Below are 24342 nucleotides of genomic sequence, written 5' to 3' on the forward strand. Positions count from 1 at the left end.
ACAAAATATAACTATTATTTAAAGTAATTTAATCACCAACAAAAGCAAAATTAAAATTTAGCAAAAAAAGAGCTAGAGTGCTAAATTGTGTGTTAAAATAATATTGTTATGAATGTGTTATATACATTGAAAGGACTTTAATATGGCAAAAGAAGTAATTATTGGTATTGACTTAGGTACTACAAACTCGGTTGTTTCAATCGTTGATAATGGTTCACCAGTTGTTTTAGAAAACTTAAATGGTAAAAGAACAACTCCATCAGTTGTAAGTTTTAAAGATGGCGAAATAATAGTGGGTGATAATGCAAAAAACCAAATTGAAACAAATCCTGATACTGTAGCATCTATTAAAAGATTAATGGGTACAAGCAAAACTGTACATGTTAATAATAAGGATTATAAACCTGAAGAAATTTCAGCAATGATTCTAGAGCATCTTAAAAAGTATGCTGAAGAAAAAATTGGCCACAAAGTTGAAAAAGCAGTTATTACTGTGCCTGCATATTTTGACAATGCACAGCGTGAAGCTACCAAAATAGCTGGGAAAATAGCTGGATTAGAAGTTTTACGTATTATTAATGAACCTACAGCCGCAGCTTTAGCTTTTGGACTTGACAAAGTTAAAAAAGAACAAAAAATTCTTGTTTTTGACCTTGGTGGCGGAACGTTTGACGTTTCAATTTTAGAATTAGCTGAAGGAACATTTGAAGTTTTATCAACAGCAGGTGATAATAGACTTGGTGGGGATGACTGAGACAATGAAATTGTAAAATGATTAATTGATTTAATCAAAAAAGACTATAAAACAGATGTTACCAACAATAAAATGGCAATGGCTCGTTTAAAAGCGGCAGCTGAAAAAGCAAAAATTGACTTATCTAGTTCACAACAAGCTACAATTATGCTTCCATTTTTAGTTATGCAACAAGGTTCAGAACCTATTAGTGTTGAAGCAACCTTAAGAAGAAGTCAATTTGAAGAAATGACATCGCATTTAGTTGAAAGATGTAGAAAACCTATTGAAACAGCTTTAGCTGATGCTAAAATCAAGATTTCTGATTTAGATGACGTAATTTTAGTTGGGGGTTCAACAAGAATTCCTGCAGTGCAACAATTAGTTGAATCAATTTTAAATAAAAAAGCCAACCGTTCAGTTAATCCTGATGAAGTTGTAGCAATGGGTGCCGCTATTCAAGGTGCTGTTTTAGCTGGCGAAATCGATGATGTTTTATTAGTTGATGTTACACCTTTAACACTAGGAATTGAAACAGCAGGCGGAATTGCTACACCATTAATTCCAAGAAACACGCGTATTCCTATTACTAAGAGTGAAGTGTTTACAACATTTGAAGATAATCAAAGCGAAGTTACAATTAGAATAGTACAAGGTGAAAGGCCACTAGCTAGCGAAAATAAATTACTTGGACAATTTAATCTTGGCGGTATTCGTGTAGCCCCAAGAGGTGTACCACAAATCGAAGTAAGCTTTAAAATAGATGCAAACGGTATTACAACTGTTTTAGCCAAAGACAAAGATACTAACAAAGAGCAATCAATTACTATTAAAAACTCATCTAAATTAAGCGAATCTGAAATTGAAGAAATGATTAAGGATGCAGAAAAAAACCGTGAAGCTGATGCTAAGAGAGCCGAAGAAATAAGCACAATTATTCAAGCTGAAAACTTGGTTAATAGTTTAGAAAAAGAAATGAATGATGGCAATATTGTAATTCCTGAAGAAGAAAAGGCAAAAATTGCTGATTACATTAAAGAAGTCAAAGAATTAATCAACAACAAAGATGTTGAACAACTTAAGAAAAAAATTGATGAGTTAAATGCAGCTTACAATATGGCTAAAAGTGCAGCAGCAAGCTCAAATAAGGACGATTCATTAAACAACAATTCATCATCAAATAATGATGAAGAAACATTCGAATAAAAAAGTCAAAAAATAGCACTCCCAAAGTGCTATTTTTCTAATAATGCTATAAAACAACATTTTAAGTTAATTATCATTACTATAAATTTTGCTTAATAAATTCCTTTATTTCAGAGATTGCTCTATCAGAAAGCTTCTTTTTGCCTTCGTTATTATATGAAACCAAATTCATGCTTTCAACTAGTCCTCAATTAGCTTCCATAGGTTGAAAATCTTCTTTATTTGCTATTAATACATAATTGCATAAACTACCAATAACAGTTTTGTTATTAGGAATTGCTTTAGGCAAATTCCTTAAGTATCTATCAACATTAATTGCACATATAATAGCACTAGCGCTTGCTTCTACATATCCATCAGTGCCAGTAAGCTGGCCTGCAAAAAATATGTTTGGATTAGATTTTAATTGAAAATTATCATCTAAGACATTAGCTGAATTTATATAATCATTTTTATGCATAACTCCATATCTTAAGATAAGCGCATTTGCTAATGCTGGCACTGCTTTTATAATTTCATTTTGTCAAGGGATCTTGATGCTTGTTTGAAAATTTACAATTCTTAGAAAATTTTCATTATAGTCATCTTCTCTTAATAAAACAGTAGCATAAGTGTTTTCAGTTTGTCTTATTTCATTAGCTTGTAATAGATTTTTAAGTTCATTTTTGCTGCTTTTTGCAACAGTTTCAATCGACCTAAAACCATTATCATGTAATAATTTAATTTCATTAGGTAAGGGTGAAACAAAGATTTCAGCAGAAATAATTAAATTATATAAATACTCAAATTCATTTTTGTTAAGAGTACAGTAAAACAGTTTATCATCTAAAGCACTTTTTTGCACATAATTTAAATTTATAGAACTTTTTAAGACTATTGGCTCGACTTTGTCAAATAAATTAAAGTTAGATTCACCAACTAGGTTTTTAATTTCATTTTCTAGGTTAACGCTGCTTAATGGACCAGTTGCAATGATAGTAGGTACTGAATCATCGATTGTTATATACTCTTTTTCAATTATTTTAAGATTTTGATGACTTCTTAAATAATTAGTTATATATTCTTGAAATTTATATCTATCAACTAATAGTGGTTCATTTGCTACCTTAGCATAGTCAGCTGCATTGATAATTAATGAATCAAGCAAGCGCATTTCTTGCTTTAGCAAACCTTTAGCACTAGTTATTTCGTTAGAGTGAAAAGAATCAGAATAAGCTAAATTAGCAAACATATCATTTGTTTGAATAGGGTTCTTTTTAATTGATTTTACTTCAAAAAGTTCAACTAAATAATTACGTTTTAGTAGTTGATAACAAGCTTCACTTCCAGAAATACCAGCGCCAATAACTCTCACTCTTTTCATTGCTACTCCTATAGTAATAAATAATACGCTTTTGGCATATAAAGGCTTAAAACAGGCCTAAAGGTCAACTAAATATGAAAAAACTAACATATTATTCCATTATATATTTTTCTATTCGCTGTTTAAATATAATTCATTTGGTAATTTATTTATGAAGGAGATTTATTACGTAAATGTCAGATTTATTAGGTTCATCAGGTTTAAGTAACGATATCAATAGTGTTGCTGGTAAAACATGAACAGCATTAGGTGCTGTAGGATTAGTTGGAGCATTAATAGCAGTTATCCTACTTTCAGTTGCTGTATTTCTATTTAGAAGCAAATTTGCAGATAAGAAAAGCTTAATACTACCTGTAATAGGATATGTATTAGCTTTATTAGGCATAATTTTAGCAGCTGTAGCTATTAATAAAAACACAAACCCAGGCTTTGGCACTCTATTATCAGATAAAGACCCAGTAGCTACAATCAAAGGAACAGCAATTTCAGGACTTGTATTCGGTGTTCTATCATTATTATTGTCAATTGTAACATTTATTAAATTGAAGAAACAATAATAAAAAAACACTTTGAATGATCTTTAGCCTATAAAGATCATTTTTTTATTTTACTTTTATGAAAGTAATTAACCTATAAGCCTTATTTATAGATTAATTAGCACATAATCAAATATAAAATTTCCTAGCCTAAGCCAGGAAATTAATTGCATTGCAAATTATAGTTTGTTCTTGCAATCACCAGTTTCAACGTATTCTTTTAAGTTATCTAATGAAATTTCAAGCATATTTGTTGCAGCTTCTTGTGTATATCAACCAATGTGTGGAGACATAATAACACGTGGTCATAGGTCTAGTAATTCAGCAATAACAGGGTCTTCAATTTTGTCAAAAGTTTTAAATAAGTATGCTTTTTCATTGTTGAAAACATCAATAGCAGCACCAGCAAGTTTGCCACTCTTAACCGCATCTAAAATTGCTTTTTCATCTTGAATTTGGCCTCTAGAAGTATTAACTAAGATAGCACCATCTTTCATTTTGCTTAGCAATTCAGCACTAACTAATTTGTCATTTTGTCCCTTGATATATGGCATATGCAAGGTAACAATATCAGCTTGTTTAAGTCCTTCATCAAGCGAAACATATTCAATAACATCTGTTAATGCTTTATTAGGCATAAGGTCATAACCTAATACTTTGGCACCAAAGCTCTTAAACATTTTAGCTGATTCATAACCAATTTTACCTGTACCCATAATAAGCACTGTACTTGATCTTAATTCTTTTGCAAAACCAAAGTCATCTACTGTAAAGTCTTTTTTGTGTGCTTTGTAGCCAAAGTGAAGTGATCTTCTTGACAATTGATGAGCATATGAAAATGCTAATTCAGCTATAGCTGTTGGTGAGTATGATGGCACACGAGCCATTTTAATTCCTAATTCATGGCCAGCAGCTAAGTCCATATGGTCAAAGCCAGCTGTTCTAGTGAACACGTAGTTAATTCCTTTTGCTTTAAGCAATTCTAAAATTTCACGATTTACAACATCGTTTTCTCTAACAACAACACAGTCCATGCCATCAACTAAGTGTATACGTTCTTTAGAAATAACTTCAGTAACAGCTGTAAGTTTTAAGTCTTTATATTTTTCTTTGACTTTTTCAAAAATAGGAAATTCTACTTCTTTAATGCCAAAAAATATAACGTTCATATAACTCCCTGGTGTTAGTAACCTAATAAGGCTCCTAACAAAAATAAATAGACAAATTGATAATTTCTTATCAATTAAATTATACCTTTTATTAATTTACAGGGCATTATAGGGCTTATATAAAGCAAATAAAATTTTATTTACAAGTAAATATCAATAAAACATAAAATAATTGAATATGGCTGTTTTATAATGGTATAAGTATTAAGAGAGCTATGTAAAATTATTGTTTCAAAAAGCAATGTTTTCTATATATTATGTTAATAATGTGAAAAAGTCAGCAATTTTGCCATATTTGTTCCACATACTGATTGCTTTAAATATCTAAACAAAAAATAAGTTGTCTGAAATATCAAAATAAGACAAACACATAATTTGTTTGTTTGACTTCTTAATAACCTTATCATTTATTCACTTATAAATTTTTCAATTATGCTATTAAGCAAATAACTTTTTTCTTTATACACCATATGTGCAGAATCTTTTATTACTTCTATTTTTGCAATAGGAATAATTTCATCAAAATAAATTTGACTCGTTTGGCAATCTATAAGCTTGTCACTATCAGCCAATACTATTAAAGTCGGAATTTTTACCGACAAGTATGCTTGTTCTATTTCATTGTGAATTTTAGTGCTTGTTAATTCTTTATCTAGAGTTTTAACCCACTCATTATTGTAATAATTTGTATTAAATTTTGATTTAGCCGCAGAGACTCAGTTACTATCATTTTGTAACGATTCTCAGTTATAGTAAATTAAAGGAACAAAGTTATTTAGATATTCATCAAAATTTGAAGAAAGATATTTTTTATCTTTTCATACATCCAAATTTAATTGTGTTTTATTAATTGGAGTTATTAAAATTAATTTTTCAAATAACTCAGGCCTTGTTTTATAGGCTAATACAGCAGTTGCTGCTCCCATTGATTTACCTATAAGAGTAATATTTTTAATATTATTTTTGTTAATAAAATCTATTAATAATTTAGCATAGTAAATCACTGAAATTTTATGATTTTTAACAGGCTTAGTCAAATTAGAGCCCGGGAACTGCAAAGCATAATAATTAAATTTTTGATGCTGGCTAGAAAACAATTCTAAAGCTGTATGTTTTGAATTAAAACCATGGCAAAATATAATATTTTGCTCACTATTATTGTCTTTAAAGTAATATGAATAGTCATAAACAATTTTTGATTTAGACATTAATTATATTTTATAGATATTGCTTGTAAATGCTTTTAAAATTTTATGCTCGTGCAGAATAGTCAAATCAGACTAGTTTTAAGTTTAAGTGCTATAAAACAGACCTATATGTAATAACCTTTCATGTAATTCAAGTATAGAAATTATTTATCCCAATAATCACAAATTAACAAAGCAAATTTATTAAAAATATACTGCTTATGTTAAAAAGGTTTCGGCAGTATATTCATATAAAGTTTTAATTAATTTTACCAATTAGGGAGGCTGTCTATTTATTTTTTTAAGTCTATTGTTATTGTTGACTGACCAGATATTTGTGACACTTCTGGATCTGTGCCTTTGCCAAAAAATTTACCGACACTGTATTTAACTGTAATGTCAAACTTATCTTCTTTTTCTTTTTTTGAAATCTCAAAATTTAGCTCATTAAATAAATTAGTGAACTCATGATCATCTTCTTCTTTTACTTTGATTGTCGGCATTTTATCATTTACAAGTTGAATTTCACCTTTAATTTTGTCTGAGTTTTGTAATTCAAATAAAACAAATTTGACTTCAATTGTGTTGTTTTTATCAAGTGGCGATTCTTTTCCTTCAACTAGTCAGATACATCTTTTGTCTTTATCATACCAGAGAGAATATTTTGAACTATCATCTTTTAACTTAATTAAGTATTCTTTGTCTTCGTCAGCAGCAACATAACTTAATATATTGGTTAAACCTTTTACAATCTCATCAAGCTCACTAGGTTCTTTTTCTGCCTTATCTTCCTTTTCTTCTTTAGGCTCATTACTAGGCATATCTGCAGGCGGAACTACTGGTGGAATTGATTCATTATTATTGGGTTCCTCTTTATCAGGTTCCTTCTTGTTTTCGGGCATATCTCTGTCAGTTTTAGGCTCTTCATTATTTTTTTCAGGCATTTTTGGAGCATTTTTTTCTTTTTTGTCTTTATTTGGTTCTAATTCCCTTTTGTCTTCATCTGGTTTCTTTTGTGGCTCATCCTTTTGCTTGCCTGAATCACCATTGCCGTTTTGGTCATTTGAGTTTTTATTTATAGGATTTGTTGGAGCTGCAGGTTCAGTTTCTTTCTTTTCTTTTTTTAATTCTTCAAATTTTTTATTTAGTTCTTCAGCTGCTTGTTTAAATTCATCGGAAGTTTTTAAGATCTTAAGTTTGTCTTTTGATTCTTCAACTAGTTTTTTTAATTTTTGCTTAACATTATCACTTAAGTTTGCATTAGAGTTTAGCTCAGACTCTATTTTGTCTATTTGTGATTGTAGTTCATTCTTTTCTTTAATTTCATCATGTTTAACTGGTTCATTGTTATCGCATGAAGCTGCTAAAGCAGCAGTAGCAAATATTGCTGCAGGAGTTAACACAAATAATAATCTAGTACTCTTTTTCATAGTTATTTCTCTTATTTTCTCGGCTTTAGATTTTCTTAATTATGTTTATTTTATTATTGCTAATAAAAAAAGTTAAATTTTTTCATCTTTTTCAAATTATATAAATTTCTATTGGTAGCCGGAGAAATAAATTTAGCAACTAAAAATAGTACATAATTTTTGCCAGTTCATTCAAATTAATAATTAAATAACATTCTTAGGGTTTGCCTATAAGCCTATAAAACAGGTTAAGAATAAAAGTAGCAAAATTTGCACCTTTATCAAAAATATGTTATTTAGCATTTTTTATAACAATTTCAAAAAATGTGGTTAATGTCGAAAGCTCAGTGTGTTGTTTATTTTCTGCAATAATATCATTTATCTCACTAATAGAACTATAACCACTATAGCGAACTCTTGTAGCTGTTCCTTTACATTTTGCTTTCTTTAGATTCACTAGAAGCAATGTCATATCCTTATTTTGATTTTCGCTATCTATATATGACATATATTTATGATATGCATCAATTAGCTGATTGCTTTTTTCTTCATTTATGTCATTGTCACTTTTAACTTCTATGTAGAAATCATGAATTGTTTTGTTTGTTTGTCTATCTACAATTCTGAATATAAAGTCAGGGAATGATCTTGCAACTTCATTGTTTTGCTTAAAATATTCAACATAAATTCCATCAAAAACAGGATTTTTTGTTCAAAGCTGCACTTTGTAATTGATATTTTCGTTTCATGTATGTATATATTTATTAACTAATATAGCAAATTCAACCTCAGTTTCAGAATCAAAGTAGTTAGACTCTTTTTTCTCTGCTGTGCTATTTACATATGCATATGCTTTGCCTTCTATATCTAAATATCTATTTTGATCAATTTCTGAATAAACTAAATCATTTACTACAGGAAGTGACTTTAATTTTACTTTGTAAACTCCATCATTATTATTTTGGCTCAATTCTTTGTAATAGCCCTTTTTAATATCATTTAAAAAATCTTGCTCTACTATTAGTCAGAATAAATTTTTTGAAAGTAAGTTGTGCAATTCATCAGAATTTTCATTATCTTTAGCTAAGTGCATAATGTTATTGTGGAATAATTGTTCTAGTTGTTCAATTATTTCTGTATTAAAGTACATCTTGTTTTTAGCAAGAAACAATTCTTTTCTTAATTCTAGCTCAATGCTGTTGAAAATTTTTAAATTAACATAAGTTTTAGAGCCAAATCTTTCTGTACCATAATTGATGTATCCATTTGTTTTATAGTATTCTTGGTATTTCTTAAGCTCACGATATATATGTCTAAAATCTATAGTTTTAATTATATTTTCATAATATGAAGGATTCTTAATTTTGGTTTTAACAACCTCTTTATCAATATAAGCAACTTTAAATTGCTCGCTTTTAAACTCATCTTTTAGTCTATAAGTTATTCTATTATTAGACTTATTTTCAATGTTTGAATAATAGTAATATTGTAGGCCTATATGATTTTGATCTTTTATAAATTCTGGGTTTGGATTACGCATTATTCTGCCTATTGTTTGTGTACTCAGGCTTGGAGAACATACTTTTCTTAACTGCACTAGCATACATGCTCTAGGTATATTTCAGCCAGTGGCGGGACCGATTTTAAATATAACAACATCGACATCAGAATTATTTTTTGAAATTGATTTTAGACTCCTATTTGCAAGCCTTATGTTTGTCTCAATATCATTTGAGCCAAAATATTTAACATAAGTTAAGCCACTTTCCTTGATTATGTTAATAATGTCATTTATATCTTTAGCAAATTCTTCAGATCTAACTTTTTGCTCACTTTTTATTTGAATAAGCATAGCAGGATTTATAGTCTTAAGCAAAGGATCGTTAAGATATTCTTTTTGAATTAACTTAAATTTGTTAATTGCTGTCTTTAAAATTTGTGCATCATCTAAAATTTCACTGTTAGATTCATCTAATCCATAGTTAAAGTGGGACTTATGTTTTAGTAGGATGAGGTCATCTTCTAATAAGTCATCAGGCCTTATTTGAACTAGTTCATTTTTACCCTTCGGCGTTGCAGTCATTTTTATAATAAAATGAGCTGCATTTTGCATAAGCAGTTCAAATCTCTGCTCATCTTTTTTTGTGTTTGCTAATTGAACATTAAAATCTATATCTTCATCCAAGTCAACATAGCTAGATTTATATTTGCCACTGGTTTCACCACCGATATGGGCTTCATCCCTTATATAAACTAGTTTGTAGCCTTCATTTTCAATTTGTGATAAATAAAAGTTTATTATACCTTGTTCAGTAAAAATTCTACCCTTACCAAATGACTGAGTGCCTAAAATTAATACATTATTTTGCTTAGCTAAAATTTGAAAATGCTGGTCTTTTGCCTTATTGCTTTTGGAATTTGAAGATGGAGATTCTTGCAGTTCAATAGATATAATATGAGAGTTATATAAATACTGCTTATAGTCAGCAAAATTCATGAGCATTTGCTTAGGCAAGTCTGCTGATGAAAGTGTTGCAATAGCAAAAGTAAACTTTTCATCTGGATATTCAGTTATCAATTTATCGATAACATTTATTATCATAAATGTCTTGCCAGAGCCTGTTGGAGCCTGGAATTCTAATATTTTCTTTTTGTCTTGATCATATTTATCAATTATTTTACTAACGGCTTTGTTTTGTGTATTGCTTAATTGCATCAGTATCCTCTTTTGATATAGGTTTTAAAGATGTTAAACTTCTTAGAATATCAATATTGCTATCTTTATTTTCTGTGTTAATTCCAAAATCTTGCAGCATTTTGATATATTGATTTTTTATACTCATATTACTTTGATTATCATCAAATAATTTAGTTGAATAGTATTCAATGTTATAAACATTTAAATTTGATTTGTATGGCTCATTTTTCTTAATTCAGTCAAAATTAGATTCATTATTTGTAGAAATTCCATTATTAATGCGATATAGTCTTTCATAACAAACATTTGTAGCAATGTTATTTTCGTTATTTGTTACTAATGTATAATTTCGATTTCCACCATCTTCTTTGTTTAATTCCATTACTGCATGACCAGTTGTTCCTGAACCAGCATAAAAATCCAGAACGCGAGTTTCTTTGTTAGGGTGTAGATTAATAAGAAATTTAATTAAATCAACAGGCTTAGGAAATGAAAAATCCTTATTTTCTAATATTGAAATAACAATCTGTTTTCCTTTGGTTGTGGTTGATTCATTGTATATATTCGAAAAATTATTTCCCTTTAATCTTTTTTGAATAATATAAGGTTTGAGCTTAGGGTCTACATATACATGCTCATATTTTTTTCTAGATGCTTTTCAAAAAATATTATTGCCTTTTTTAATTTGTTTAAATTCAATAAAGCCATTTTGATTAAGAAAATCAAATAAATCTTTACCAACTATGTATCTGTAAGATTCTGGATTTTCAATGTTTCTGTGATTAATAAAGATTTGACCATCAGGTGCTTTTATAGGATAATCAAGTGATTTAATATATTGAAAAGTACTTTTAGAGCAAACACGATCTAATTCTTCTAATTTATAGTGGCCTCTTTCATTGAAATATTGATCTTTTAAAGTATATTTCGATGAATCTATATCTTTTTTGTTTCAGTTAACCTTATTGATATTTTTTGAATATATTAATATATATTCTGTTTCAACATCAATTCCAGCTTTTCCTGAACCTCCGCCAGTATTTTTTCTCTGTCATACAATATTGCAAACAAAATTTTCTTCACCAAAGATTTCATCCATTAACACTTTCAAATAGGCATGTTCGCTGTCATCAATTGAAACAAAAATAACACCATCTTCTTTTAAAAGTTGGTGTGATAGTCTTAAACGTTCGTTTAACATATTTAGTCAACCAGTACGACTAAATTTATCACGATAGATAAATTTTGATGAACTAACTTCATCTTTTTCACTTAGGTTATTTCCATCAGTTAGTGAACTTTCAGTATTATAAGGAGGATCAATATAAATTACATCGTAATTAACAGTCTCTGACTGCGACTCTCTCTCGATCACTATAAGATTTTTAAGAGCATCGTAGTTTTCGCCAATTATTAACGTATTTGCTGGCTTATTATTATCATTATTAAACGATAAGCTTTCATCCTTTTTTAATAAAGATATTTCAGAAGCATTAACTGAAGGAGCAATATCAAATACAAAGCCTAGTTTTACTCTTTTGATCAAAAGTTGGTAAACATTATGTAGTGCTGGGTCATTGTCATCAAATTTATTAATGATTGAAATAATAAGATCTTTTTGATCTTGATTTAGTTCATTGCTAAGGCTTAGCGCATTAGCTTTTTCTATATAATCCTGTTTTATAGTATTCATCGTCATCCTTATAATACAAATAGTCACTGATATATTTATTATTTGTATATAAATTATAAATTATGAATTTGTCATAGAGACAATATTTGAAAATAAAAACATCTGCATAATTAGCAGACGTTTCGGTATTTTGTTATTTATTTTCTTCTTTAGATTCCGCTTTTTTAGCTTCTTCAGCTAATTCTTCTTCATGAATTTTTTTAGCTTCTTCTTCAAATTTTTTGATATCTTCTTCAGCTTGTTTAATTAATTTATTAGCTAATTCTAAGGCAACTTTGTCATTTTGTTCTGAAGTTTTCTTGTCTAATTGCGCAAGAATTAATCTTGTTATAGCAACTTCTTTAATGGCTTCAGTGAATTGACCATTTTGTTCTTCGCCTTCAGCTAAAGGATTTTGTTTCATGTATTGAAGAACAAATTGAAGAGGGATAAATTGTTGACCAAAAGCAATGTTAATTGCCCAAAGGTTTTTGTTTTCTTCAGAAATTTCAGCTTTGTCCTTAAATTGTTTCATTAACTCTTCGTGAACTAAAAGTCTCTTTGTTACTTCTTTTTCTTCGTTTAGAACTAATTTGTTAAAATCAGCTTCTGAAGTTTTAATTAAGTCTAAGTAGTCATTGAACTTAATGCCTTGAGTTTTTAAGTTAGCTTTAATCTCTTCTAATCTTTTTTGAGCACCAGTAGCAACTAAAATGTCTGAAATTGCAAATTGGTGTTTTTCAACTAATTCAGCAACTAATGAATCAATTACATTTCTTTGAATTTCAGCATATTTTTTAACTGTTAATATTTCTTTAGCATATGCTCTTGCTTCTTCAATTGTTGAAACATTTGGAAGATGCAATTCTTTAACATTCTTTTCATCTAAAGTGATTTTTTCTAATCTTTTAGCATCTAGAATTTCACATTCAAAAACTGCTGGTTGGCCTTTAAGGGTAGGCACTGCATAGTTTTCTGGGAATGTAACATTAACTTCACCTTTTCAGCCAACACTTTTGCCAACTAATTGGTCTTCAAAAGTGTCAATAAATGTTTCGCTACCTAATTTTAGATCAAATTGGTCAGCCTCGCCACCTTCAAAAGGTTCATTGTTTACAAAACCCTTATATTTAAGTGTAACAACGTCACCTAATTTTGTTTTATCTTTTTTGTCAAGTGGCATTAATAAAGCGTTTTTGCTTAATAATTCATCTAAATATGAATCAATATCAGCTTCAGTTACTTTTAATTTGCTAACTTTTGTCTTAATTGATTCATCTAGCTTAATGCCTGATAAGTCAGGAAGTAATGGAAACTCAATTTTAATAACAGATGATTCTTCTGCTAAAACAGGTAATTCTAATAAAACAGCATTTTGCAATGCATTTTCATGTTGCTTTTTAACTTCTTCAAAAATTTCGTCAGCAAAAACATTATATGCCTCATGAATTGAATCACTTGCAACAGTAACTGGTGTTACATATTTATCAACTATGTGTTTAGGAGCTTTACCAGGTCTAAAACCATCTACTTTTAACTTTTTAATTTTGTTAGCTTTGGTTTTGTTAAAAATGTTTGTTCATTTTTCGCCTGTAAACTCATATTCAACAACTACAGAACCTTTTTCTTTATTTAGTTCTATTGATTTAGCACTCATATATCTCCCTTATGGTAGTTAAATTTATTAGTTATCTTAAATTAATAAATTAATAAGATGTTATTTTAATATTATTTAATATTAACAATTTTATTATAAAAACATAGATTATTTACAAAAAGTGGCTTAAGAATTAAAAAAAGGAGACTGCTCTCCTTTTTTTAATTCATAAGACAATTCAAACTAAAAAGCTTCCGCGCACAGAACTTTATATATTATTATGGGAAAGGAGTATATACTCTTAAGCAACTGTTCCTGTGGAGACAGTACTCATTCACTAAGGAATGCATCAGCACTATTATAGACTAAAAAACCTGTATGTCAAATATTTTTTTCAAAAAATTTTTAAAAATTTAAATTTTAAATTCTCAACCAAAATTATTTTGATAGTGCTTAATTATTTCTTTTGCTTTTTCTAAAGCTTCTTCTTTACTTAAAATTCTAGGCTTATCAACTTTATCAGCTACTCTTATATTTTCTCAAATAAAGTCATAGTAGGGCTTAACATTGGCATTCTCAAAGGCATTCTCAAAGACGATGCTAATGTTTTTATTTAATGCAGTATAAATTGGCTGTATAAACAAATGATACTCATAATATGCCCATCTATAAGCGTCTCTAAAGTCAGTTTTAACTTCTTTATTTAAATCAGTAGGGAATAAGTATAAATTATTAGATTCATCATCAGTAAAGCCGACTAACTGCCCTAATTTCATATACTCAAATATAGCATTATGAAAATTATTTAACTTATCTATTATGCCTAGTTTTTCAAAGTTATCCTTTAGCGACTTTTCTTTATCCCACTCTTGCTTTTGAATTAAAGCTTTTTGAAACTCTAAATAAGTTATTAGCATTCTCCATAATGGATATTGCATTGTATAACGTTTAGCTTTAAGTCAAATTATTAACATTAGAATATCAATTTCTAAGAAATATTTTTCAGGATCTAGCTTTTTCCCATATAAAAACTCATTATTTAAGAATAATTCATTCGGCTTATTGGCTTCATAGTTATAAAAATCACTATTATTGATCATCCTATTATAAATTCACAATTTCGATGGCCGCTGTTTTAATTCATGCGTTCTTAATTCATAATAATCATTTTCAGGCGGTATCTCTTTATAATACTCTTCTATTTTAAATGAACCAGGTTCTAAGTCAGGAACTTTTTCAGTTTTTAATTCACCCCATTCTTTTGAATCTTTACCATGAAATTCAGCTAATCTTGCTAATGTATAATTTCTAACATTATCAAAATCTACATATTTTTTATTAGTATCATTAAGAGCAATATTTAGCTTAGAATCAGCCATAATTTCATAAACTTTATCAACTAAAGAAATATACTCATCCTTGCTAATTCTTTCCGGAGAATTGCTTTTTTCTCGATAAATAAAGCCATTTTTAAAATGTTCTAAGTTTCTAACATAATAAGAAACTTCAGCTATTGATGGAAAGCCATTATCATCAGCATATAAGTTTTTAACTTTTCTATACTCTTCTGCGTCAGGAATTAATTTTTTAAAGCCTTCAGCATTACTATTAAGTACTAAATTTGCATAAATTGCATCTTTAGTATCTAGTGTATCTTCTCTGTTAATTGTATAAGCCTTGCCATTATATGTAAATTCGGTAGGCGCATTATTCTGATTATTGGTTTCATTTGATTCTTTATTATTTGGTTTTTTATCAGGCATTTTTTCGCCGGTGCCCGGGTTAATTATTACTAGTGTTTCGGTAGTGCTATCATCCTTTTTTGATTGATTATTTCAGCAACTTATCATTAATAACGGAAAGCCAACTATACTACTTAATGGGCTTAAAAACAGCTTCTTTTTCATTTAAAATATTCCTAAATTTACTTACTACACTAATATTTTATCAATATAAAATAAAGCATATTATCTGAAACAATATGTTTTACTTTTTATAAACTCTGAAAGCACAATTATAGGACACTGCTTGAAAACATTTTTTAGCTTATTGCTAAATGTGCAATTTAGAACATTAGACATTTTTTATGATATAGCAGTCACACTATGAACAAAGTAAATAAAAAATTTTTAACTGCGATGGGGGGGGGAATTATAACTTCCCTAGCGCTACCAATTGTGGCAGCTTCATGTGACAATAAGGCAAAAAACGAACAGCCTAAAAACAACATAGATGATTTACCAAATGATGACAGTAACAATAACAATGTAGACAACAACAAAGATTCAACATCTGCATCCATTTCTATGAATGAAAGTGGTGCAAAATCAGAAACAGTAGAGAATAGCAACAGTCATACTACAAGAAATGTCTCAAACAAAGATATGAAAGATACAAAAATATCAAAGGAGTCAGAAGCTTCAATATATCTTTATGAAAAATGAGGCTGTGACATTTATAAATTTGACCCTAATTCTCCAAATTTTAAAAAACCTGATAAAAATAGTCAAACAGATGCACCATCAAGAATTACAAATGAATCAAATACTGTTTCATTTTCATCATTTAATCCTGAATTTAAAAAGTATTTGACGGAAACATATACTTTTTGAAATGAATTAAAAGCATTTGTTATTGCAGTTTCAAAGTCAAAGGACCAAGAACTGCTTAGAAAATATCAAAAACACTTTGAACTATGAAAAATTATTGACCAAATAATTCAGTCAGTAACACTAAATCCAAATGGTAAAGATTCCCTACAGGAACAGTTTAAAGATTCTGAAACACGCGATCATTTACATAATCTAAACAAGAGTTATGAAGACATCAGGTCTGAAGTTAATGATTTTGTCAAAAAGCTAAACAAGAAATAATCAATAAGGTTATTTTCATTTTTAGCCTGTTTTTAAGGTTAATTTAGCAAATTTATAAAAATTTGTAATATAGTATCTTCAGTTATTTTTTAACATTAAAATAGGAAACGAGGTTAAATATGAAAACAAAAAGATCTTTTTTGCTTTGGGGGGGGGTATTAGTTCTATAGCTCTTCTTCCAATAATTGCTGCTAAATGCGGTGTCGAAGAAACTGCTAAAGACGACAAACCAAAGGCTAAAAAAGCAACTGAAAAAACAACTAATTCAGATAAAGATGAATCTAAGAAAACTGGAGAAGATTCACAAAAAATCGCTTCTCCAATATTTAAAGAAAAATATGCCGTAATTTTGGGCAGATTCCAAAAGGCATTAGAGTCTCTTAAAGATTTTGATAATGCTAGTGTAAAAGAAATTAGCGGCATTATTTCATCAATTCAAGGTGAACAACCTGAAAAATTAGAACGAGCCTTTAAAAAGTTGATTAATCTGTTTGCTGAAGAAATTAGAAAAGAAGGAAGCTTTAAGCCTACAAAAGATAAAAATCACCTAAAACTTTTAAGAGAATTTATTAAACACAAAAGAATTTATGTAAAAGCTTATGCTTTAAGCAATAAAAAGCATATAGGTGGAAATGTTTATAAAGCAGCAGAGTATTCAGATAACTTTGCAAAGCTATTTATAGCGCTTAACAACAACAAACTTTTAGATTTAGTAACTGTTCATCCAAATGAACACAAAAATGTTAAATCAAAGCATGCTAGCGGAACTAATGTTAAGCTAAAAGATGGAAAATTATTCTTAGAATTCAAAATTGGTTCAATGTTAGAAGATTCAACTGACTTGCCATTAGCTTCAGATGAAATTTTTGAAGTTGCAATAGAAAAATAAAGAATATGTCAACAAGACCACAGTTTGTGGTTTTTGTTTATCTTAATAATGATTTTAATACTAGTGCTTTCTAAGGCAAACAAAAGTTTTCTATAGAAAAACAAAATCTCATACTTGAGCAATAGGCATTTTTTGCATATCAATACCCAATAAATAATGAGATTTTTTCAATACGTAATAGTATTAGGGAATAAATGCAATATTTTCCAAAGCCATATTAATTATTGCTTAGGTGAAATTACAGACGTGGACAAATGATTAGTAAAAAGATAGTTGAATGATTGGGATGAAGTTAACTTTTAGCCCATAAAAAAACCGAATATAAAAATTCGCAATCATAAAAAAAGAGCACAGGCTCTTTTTAAAAAAATCTATTTGCAAGCACAATTTTACATCTTGTGTTCTAAATTTATGTATTTAATATATTTAGTATGTTTTTTATTTAAGAAATGGATTTATTTATAACTGGTAATAATTTCTCCCAATCATCTTTAGGAATCTCATTTGCATTTCAACTATCAGGAGTTATAAGCAAGTTAGTATTGTTTGTGTTAGGATCTATTTTCAAAAAGTTAATATAATCTAGATAAATATTTTTTTTCAGATTTGCTATGAATATTATTGCCATAATATCCAGAATCTACATTTTGTTTTCATGAAGAAACTTCGCTACCAAATCCTTGTGTATTTATTTCCAAAACATTGAATTTATCTGGGGCAATTGTAATATAGTTTCCAATCAATTTATCTAAGTCTATATATCCAGAAACAATTTGCTCTTTTTGTAAGTTTGTTTTAGAAAATTTAGTTTTCTTTTTAAAATTTAAAAATTCCTTAAAACTCATTAAATCAGGCCTGTATGACAAATCTATCTTTATGTAGTTCATTAAATCACGAGATTCTGAACGACTATAAGATGCTGTTACAGTAATATCATTAGCAGAATATAACTTATTAAATTTAAATGTCAAGGCATTTATTTTATTTGAGTTTATGAGCAACGTTTCTCTTTTGACGTCAAAAATTCCAAATTTACGATAGTTGTTAATTATTGTCTGATTATTAATAGTAGGCAAAAGATTAGAAATATTTTTTATGTATTCAAAATTACCGACATAGTCATCAACTTTTGAATTTGTGAATTTATGAGATGCATCAGAATCAGGTGCTATTAAATTATTTATTGAAAAGTTTCTAAAATAACGATTGTAATGTGACTCCAATTTAAGTAAATTTTTATAAATGTCATCAGAAATTTTAAGCGATAAATTCCTTAAATTGCTAAGTTTGATTTTATCTTTATTTTTAAGATCGAAGTTTTTTGAAATTTCATTTAAATATTTTATGCCACTAAAATTAACAAAATTACCGGTTGGTAAATTGCTTAAATTTGTTTTTGGTTCATATTGCTTAACAATTTTTGATCTTTCGACACTATTAGAATAAAATGAAGAATAGTTTTTAACTGTATAAACCAAATATCCAATATATTCATTTTCAATTTCAGGATATTCCTGATTTGGAGAATAAGAAAAACTATTTATCAACCTAACGAAGTTATGAAAATTTTGAGTGAGCTTTTTGTGAAATATTGGGTTATCTTTGAATCATTCCAATTCAAAACACATCTTAGAAACTGGCTCAGTTGATTTTAATGACTTTCTTATTCGCTTTTCATATAAATTAAAATCAAAAAATTTATTGTATTCCCTTTCAAAAAAGGTTTGTTGGTATTCTCCACATGATACAGCCAAAAATGTGGCAGATATAGCAATAGATGAGCCAATAAAAACAGGACAAATACCCGTTATTTGACCTTTTTTTAAAACAGATTTGTAAAACTTTCTAACCATACATTTTCCTTAAGATGTTCTCAATATTTTCAATTCATCTCAGTTACATAATTCTCATACTTCTCTAAAAATGGATGCCTTAAATAGTAGTGAAGATCCTTTACTTTGTTATCGTTAAGATTAATATTGTCTTTGTATGCAAGATATTCTAGTAAAAGTATTAAATATTTTTCTAACTCTGCATATTTTATATATGTTGAATATGAATAATCACCCTCAGGATCTTTATTATAGAAATACACATGTTGCACGCTTGTGTGCGGTTCTTGACTATCAAGAATTACTTCTCGCGTAATACTATTTTTACTCTTATGCATGTCAGTTTCAATTGCGTAAATAGGAATATCACTAAAGTTTCAGTCGGGATCCTTTGACTTTTTATACTCTATTGCTTTCAATAAAAGTGGCAGTCATTTATTCCGAAACCAACTAATGTAAGGATTATTGTTTAGTTCATAAAGTTTCCAATATTCAGCAAACGATTTTTTATGTTTCCAAACGAATGTTGAAGTTCAATATTTTCACTTTTTAGTTATGTTAGCACTATCATAAATTTGTAATACACCAGTACTACTTATAAAATTTTTGCCAATCTCATGCGGTCTAACTCTTCTAATGTTTTTGCTATTCCAAATTTCTTTCATCTGAAGTATTTAGGAATACCAAAGCCAGTCTTGTTTTTAGCATTGTTTCTTCTTCAATATTCATCAGGCGATGTTATTCTGTCGAATGAAGAACTACTATACCAAGATGCTTTAGTTTTCGAATATGTTGCAGAGCTGGCCAACATTAATTTAACATCTTCAATTGACAGCTCTTGTTGCAATTTGCTCTGTAGACGTGAAATTATTCCTGTTATCATTGGTGCTGATTTGCTGGTTCCATTGAAATTGATCATATAAAACATTTTGTTTTTAAATTCTTTATTATTTTTCGGTGATTCAATATATTTTTCTATCTCAGAATAATTGTTTCTGTGATAATAACTTTTTAATAATCCAGCTTTATCATTCATTAGTGTATCGCCATATGCAGAAATAAGCGGATAGCTTCCATAACGGTTTTTTGCATAAGAACTAAAATTAGTTACAATATTCTTTCAGTTAACAGCCCCAACTGAAATAATTCCATCATGATAACGCGTACTTTGTCAATCTGTTATAGCATCAAATAAATTCTTTTTTTATTATTAACATCCAAAAAAGAATCAAAATTAAAAGGTCTTAATCAGTTTGTGTTTTCACCTTTGTATATTCATCTTATGTCATCAAATGTTTTGTCTAAAATCACTCTTATCACATATATCAAGTTAATATTACTGTTTCTTTCATCTTCATTAGGTCATAAATCAGATTGTCAATTTTGAGCTAAATTAAAGAAAGATTTAAAGGCTCTGTAAATTTTATTTTTTGATATTCTGCCATCTTCAAGAAATTGCGGCTTATTTAAAAAATCATTATTTGTCATATATTCGCTTACTTCATCATTGCTGTTGCCACTTGACTGAATTATTTTTATGTCATTTTCGAGGGCATATTCACCAATAGCTTTGTAAAAATTTTGAGTGTCTGAAGCTCTATAAATTTGCTTATTATCCCTATATGTATAATAAATGATTGCCTTTGCTAAAATTTTGAATGAATGAAGCAATTCTTTTATATTTTGATGAGAAATCATAATTTTCTCATCAAAATCATAATATTTAATACCAATGCCACTACTATTCAAATTCTGAACAGCCTTTTTAACTTGGTAGTAGGGATCAACTGGCCCTAGACTCATATTTATTAGCTTAATGCCATAATTGTTGTGCAAATTTTTTACACTTTTAATTAAGTTTTCGGATGTTTCATAGTATATTGAAGCATTAGGGTTGATGCCAAAATCTGTTCCTATTATGGAAGTAACTGCATACCCATGATTACCTTTTTTATATGTACTATTGCTATTTGTCTTTTTGAACAAAAAGTCGCTATTTTGTGAAAGCAGATAATTGCTATCAAAATCATCAACTTCAATAATTCCAACTTTATCATATTTGCTGGATGAGTAGCTTGTTGGTACTCACTCTCTCTCTATCTCATACTCCTAGTTTGCTGTAATATGGAGTATACATCTTAACTAAGCGCTTATAGTCGTCTCAATTGATCAATTCTGAACTGTCTTTGTTTAATTTAACTTGGTTATTTGTTGCTGGAAGCACTGCCGAAACAGAAAAAAATGGTGCAAAAAGTATAGGGGTTAAAATTAATGTATTCAATCTCTTCATACTAACAAAATTATATTTAATTTAGTGCTTATGGCAAATTCTGGAAATAATGAATAAGAATGCAAAAATGTATTCACACAATATGATGTTTAAGATAGTTATAAACCTTTATGCATACTAAATTAAAAATATGCATGCTTTGATTACATAAATTATCAAATTAAATTACTTTGTATAAAAGTAAAATTTAAGACCTACTTTTATTTTCATAAATTTGTTCTAACAATAGCTTCTAATAGTACTAAAATATATAAACATAGACAAAGGTTGTTAATATTATGAGTTTAATAGAAATTAAAAATGTAACTAAAAAATATGGCAACAAAGTCGTATTAGGGCCTATAAATTTAAAAATTGAAAAAGGCACTAGTGTTGCAATATTTGGTGCTAATGGCGCCGGAAAATCTACTTTATGTGAAATTATTGCTAATACTAAAAAGCAAAGTTCAGGCGAGGTTGAGTATGGCTTTGAAAAAAGCCAAATACCCTATAAAATAGGCATAAACTTCCAATCGCAAGTATATCCAAATTTTATTAATGTTAAAGAGTTAATAAATTTCTATAAAACCTTATACACAGGCATTTTGGACAAAGAATACTTTGAGATAATGATTGATAAGTTCAAGCTAAAGGAATTATATAAACAAAAAGTTAACACACTTTCAGGCGGACAGCGCCAAAGAGTGAATTTATTTGTTTCACTATTCAACAAGCCCGATATTTATATTGGTGATGAAATAACAACAGGACTTGATATTGAGAGTCAACTAGAGATGATTAACTTACTAAAACAAGAAATCAAGGACAAAGGTATGACTTTGATTTTAGTAAGTCACAATCTAAATGAAATAAAAGAGTTATGTGAAAGAATAATTTTTATTGATAAAGGCTTAATAATTGAAGATACACAAATTGACAAAATTTTAGAAAATCATAAAACATTGCTAGATTATTATTTGGTAAAGATATCAAATAACAAGAAAGAAGGCAACAATGCATAAGCAATTTAAAGCAATGTATGCTTTATTATTTAATTATTGAAAAAAGTCGTTTCATAATGTATTTTTTGCTTTTGTTTTTCCAGTAATGTTTTTGCTTATTTTAAGTGCAATTCCCACTTTTGAAGTTAATGATTTAATCCCTGGAATTATTGCTTCTGCTTGTCCTGTTGTGGGAATTGTTTCGCTTTCGATGTCTTTTAGTGATCTTAAGGAAACAATTATTTATAAAAGAATATCCGTTTTGCCCTTAAAACCATGAATTTTTGTAGCCAGCATAATATCGTTTTACACAATATTAATTTGAATAAGTGCACTTTGAGTGTTCATATTTTCCTTAACTTTTTGACACTCAAAAATAGCCTTAGGCAACATTAATTTTGGTTATATTATTCTAGGAATGATTTTTCTTTCAGTAATATGCTCATCACTAGGAGTTATAGTTGCTGTAATTGCTAGAGACTATAAAATGGCTAATGCACTTTCAATGTTATTTTACTTGCCTCCCGCATGAGTATCAGGCATGTATCTACCTATTAGTGTAATTACAAAATCTTCTGTTTTGAAAATAATTGCAATGTGTCTTCCTTTTAGCTATCCAGTTGCCACAATTAATTATGGCTGGAATAAGTCACTGCCATTATTATTTGATTCACCTATTTGAGTGTTTATTTTAATATCATTAGCAGTATCAGTTATTTTTGTTGTGCTTGCAATAGTTGCATTTAAATTCAGAAAAAGAGTGTAATTTGCCTTATTTATAGTGCTAATGGTAAATGTTAGTAGTTAATATATGGTCCATAAATATTAAAAAATGGATGAGCATTTAAGCTTTATCCATTTTTTAATAATCTTTACCTAGAAAAAACTACTTATTAACTAGTATACATAAATAAAAAAGCTGGCTTAATTTCATGAGCGTAGCAAAATTGCATTAAGGTGTGTTATAAAAAACCCTGTTTTATAGCTCTTTAAGTCAATTTATACTTAGGTAAAAGCACATTAACATATGTATCTAGAATACTGTCAAATCCAAATTCTTTTAGTATTGATATTGCTTTATCTTGATTAAGCATTATTTTATAATCTTCAATATTAGTGTCCATTTCAACATATGAATTTAATATAGCTAATCTTTTGCAAAAATGAGCCGATTCACAATCATTTTCTAAATATTCTTTAGTTTTGCCAGTGATTTTATTTATATTTTCATAAATTGCTTCCAATGTGCCGAATTCGTTTAGCAAACTTATAGCCTTTTTAGGCCCAATTCCAGCAACACCCTTTAGTTTATCTGATGAATCACCAGCTAAACCTTTATAGTCAGGAATTTGATTAGGATTAATGCCATATATATCAGCAAACTCATTGACGGTTTCTAGTTTATATTCAGTAAAATTTCCAACTTTTTTAACTACTTTTATTATGCTATTGTTTTGATTAACCAATTGAAGCAAATCTTTATCTTTAGAATAAATATAGTTATTAAATTGAGAATTATGTTTTGCAATTGTTGCTATTAAGTCATCTGCTTCATAGCCCACTTTTTCAAATCACTTTATATTCATTGCACTAAGAATTTTTTTAGCCAAATCAAACTGTTCAAAAATTATTTCAGGTGCCTTTTCCCTGCCAGCCTTATAATCATCATACTCTTCATGTCTTTTAGTCTTGCCTTTAGCATCAAAAGCAATAAACAAATGCGTTGGATTATAAAATTTAATTAGCTTAAATAAAGTTTGGAAAAACACATGGACACCATTAGTTGTTGTGCCGTCCTTAGCAACTAGAACACTATTAGGATTATATTTATTATATGAGGCATAAAATGATTGAAAAATCAAGAAGTTGCCATCTACTAAAAGCATAAGTTTATTTTCACTATTCATA

15 protein-coding genes and 2 pseudogenes are annotated in these 24342 nt (G+C 28.5%); 6 read left to right on the plus strand and 11 right to left on the minus strand.

Annotated features, from left to right (window positions below; genetic code table 4):
- Window positions 1-142 precede the first annotated feature (142 nt).
- Window positions 143-1939, plus strand: a complete 1797-nt coding sequence (gene dnaK, locus MAG_RS00745; RefSeq protein WP_011949326.1) for a molecular chaperone DnaK — start codon at window positions 143-145, stop codon at window positions 1937-1939.
- A 79-nt stretch (window positions 1940-2018) separates the two neighbouring features.
- Here the strand turns inward: dnaK and trmFO are convergent, their stop codons facing one another.
- Window positions 2019-3302, minus strand: coding sequence for a methylenetetrahydrofolate--tRNA-(uracil(54)-C(5))-methyltransferase (FADH(2)-oxidizing) TrmFO (gene trmFO / locus MAG_RS00750; RefSeq protein ID WP_011949327.1), 1284 nt, complete (start codon window positions 3300-3302; stop codon window positions 2019-2021).
- A 173-nt stretch (window positions 3303-3475) separates the two neighbouring features.
- Between trmFO and MAG_RS00755 the strand changes: the two genes are divergently transcribed.
- Window positions 3476-3859: a TIGR04554 family membrane protein gene (locus MAG_RS00755; protein WP_041308702.1), complete on the plus strand. Its 384-nt coding sequence runs from the start codon at window positions 3476-3478 to the stop codon at window positions 3857-3859.
- A 158-nt stretch (window positions 3860-4017) separates the two neighbouring features.
- Here the strand turns inward: MAG_RS00755 and MAG_RS00760 are convergent, their stop codons facing one another.
- The 7 genes from MAG_RS00760 to MAG_RS00790 form a co-directional block, all read right to left on the minus strand.
- Window positions 4018-5007, minus strand: coding sequence for a 2-hydroxyacid dehydrogenase (locus MAG_RS00760; protein WP_011949329.1), 990 nt, complete (start codon window positions 5005-5007; stop codon window positions 4018-4020).
- A gap of 407 nt (window positions 5008-5414) precedes the next feature.
- Window positions 5415-6215 (minus strand): alpha/beta fold hydrolase, encoded by an 801-nt coding sequence (locus tag MAG_RS00765; RefSeq protein ID WP_011949330.1) that lies wholly within the window; start codon window positions 6213-6215, stop codon window positions 5415-5417.
- Between the two features lie 272 nt (window positions 6216-6487).
- Complete coding sequence (locus tag MAG_RS00770) at window positions 6488-7624, minus strand: hypothetical protein (RefSeq protein ID WP_011949331.1); 1137 nt, start codon at window positions 7622-7624, stop codon at window positions 6488-6490.
- 271 nt (window positions 7625-7895) lie between these two features.
- Window positions 7896-10319, minus strand: a complete 2424-nt coding sequence (locus tag MAG_RS00775) for a DEAD/DEAH box helicase family protein (RefSeq protein ID WP_011949332.1) — start codon at window positions 10317-10319, stop codon at window positions 7896-7898.
- Window positions 10285-12000, minus strand: coding sequence for a site-specific DNA-methyltransferase (locus MAG_RS00780; RefSeq protein WP_011949333.1), 1716 nt, complete (start codon window positions 11998-12000; stop codon window positions 10285-10287). The genes MAG_RS00775 and MAG_RS00780 overlap by 35 nt, the downstream gene beginning before the upstream one ends.
- 127 nt (window positions 12001-12127) lie before the next feature.
- A complete protein-coding gene (gene tig, locus MAG_RS00785) occupies window positions 12128-13630 on the minus strand; it encodes a trigger factor (RefSeq protein WP_011949334.1) in 1503 nt (500 codons plus the stop codon).
- A gap of 353 nt (window positions 13631-13983) precedes the next feature.
- Window positions 13984-15477, minus strand: coding sequence for an MAG3960 family lipoprotein (locus MAG_RS00790; protein ID WP_011949335.1), 1494 nt, complete (start codon window positions 15475-15477; stop codon window positions 13984-13986).
- Window positions 15478-15675: 198 nt separating this feature from the next.
- Here MAG_RS00790 and MAG_RS00795 point away from each other — a divergent pair, with 198 nt between their 5' ends.
- Window positions 15676-16443: a hypothetical protein gene (locus MAG_RS00795; RefSeq protein ID WP_011949336.1), complete on the plus strand. Its 768-nt coding sequence runs from the start codon at window positions 15676-15678 to the stop codon at window positions 16441-16443.
- Window positions 16444-16588: 145 nt separating this feature from the next.
- Entirely contained in the window at window positions 16589-17332 is a 744-nt protein-coding gene (locus MAG_RS00800) for a variable surface lipoprotein (protein ID WP_011949337.1), read from the plus strand.
- Window positions 17333-17774: 442 nt separating this feature from the next.
- On the opposite strand, the pseudogene MAG_RS00805 reads toward MAG_RS00800, so the two are convergent.
- Together MAG_RS00805 and MAG_RS04665 are read right to left on the minus strand one after the other, a co-directional pair.
- A pseudogene (locus tag MAG_RS00805) lies at window positions 17775-19185 on the minus strand (Mbov_0186 family lipoprotein).
- Window positions 19155-21454 (minus strand): annotated as a pseudogene (locus MAG_RS04665) (S8 family serine peptidase). Before MAG_RS04665 ends, MAG_RS00805 begins: the two co-directional pseudogenes overlap by 31 nt.
- Before the next feature lie 278 nt (window positions 21455-21732).
- Here MAG_RS04665 and MAG_RS00815 point away from each other — a divergent pair.
- Window positions 21733-22455 (plus strand): ABC transporter ATP-binding protein, encoded by a 723-nt coding sequence (locus tag MAG_RS00815; RefSeq protein ID WP_011949343.1) that lies wholly within the window; start codon window positions 21733-21735, stop codon window positions 22453-22455.
- Window positions 22448-23200, plus strand: a complete 753-nt coding sequence (locus MAG_RS00820) for an ABC transporter permease (protein ID WP_011949344.1) — start codon at window positions 22448-22450, stop codon at window positions 23198-23200. The genes MAG_RS00815 and MAG_RS00820 overlap by 8 nt, the downstream gene beginning before the upstream one ends.
- 223 nt (window positions 23201-23423) lie before the next feature.
- On the opposite strand, the gene MAG_RS00825 is transcribed toward MAG_RS00820, so the two are convergent.
- Window positions 23424-24341 (minus strand): 5'-3' exonuclease, encoded by a 918-nt coding sequence (locus tag MAG_RS00825; protein WP_011949345.1) that lies wholly within the window; start codon window positions 24339-24341, stop codon window positions 23424-23426.
- Between the last annotated feature and the right edge of the window lies 1 nt (window position 24342).

It is taken from the genome of Mycoplasmopsis agalactiae PG2 (genome assembly GCF_000063605.1).
Taxonomy (GTDB): domain Bacteria; phylum Bacillota_I; class Bacilli_A; order Mycoplasmatales; family Metamycoplasmataceae; genus Mycoplasmopsis; species Mycoplasmopsis agalactiae.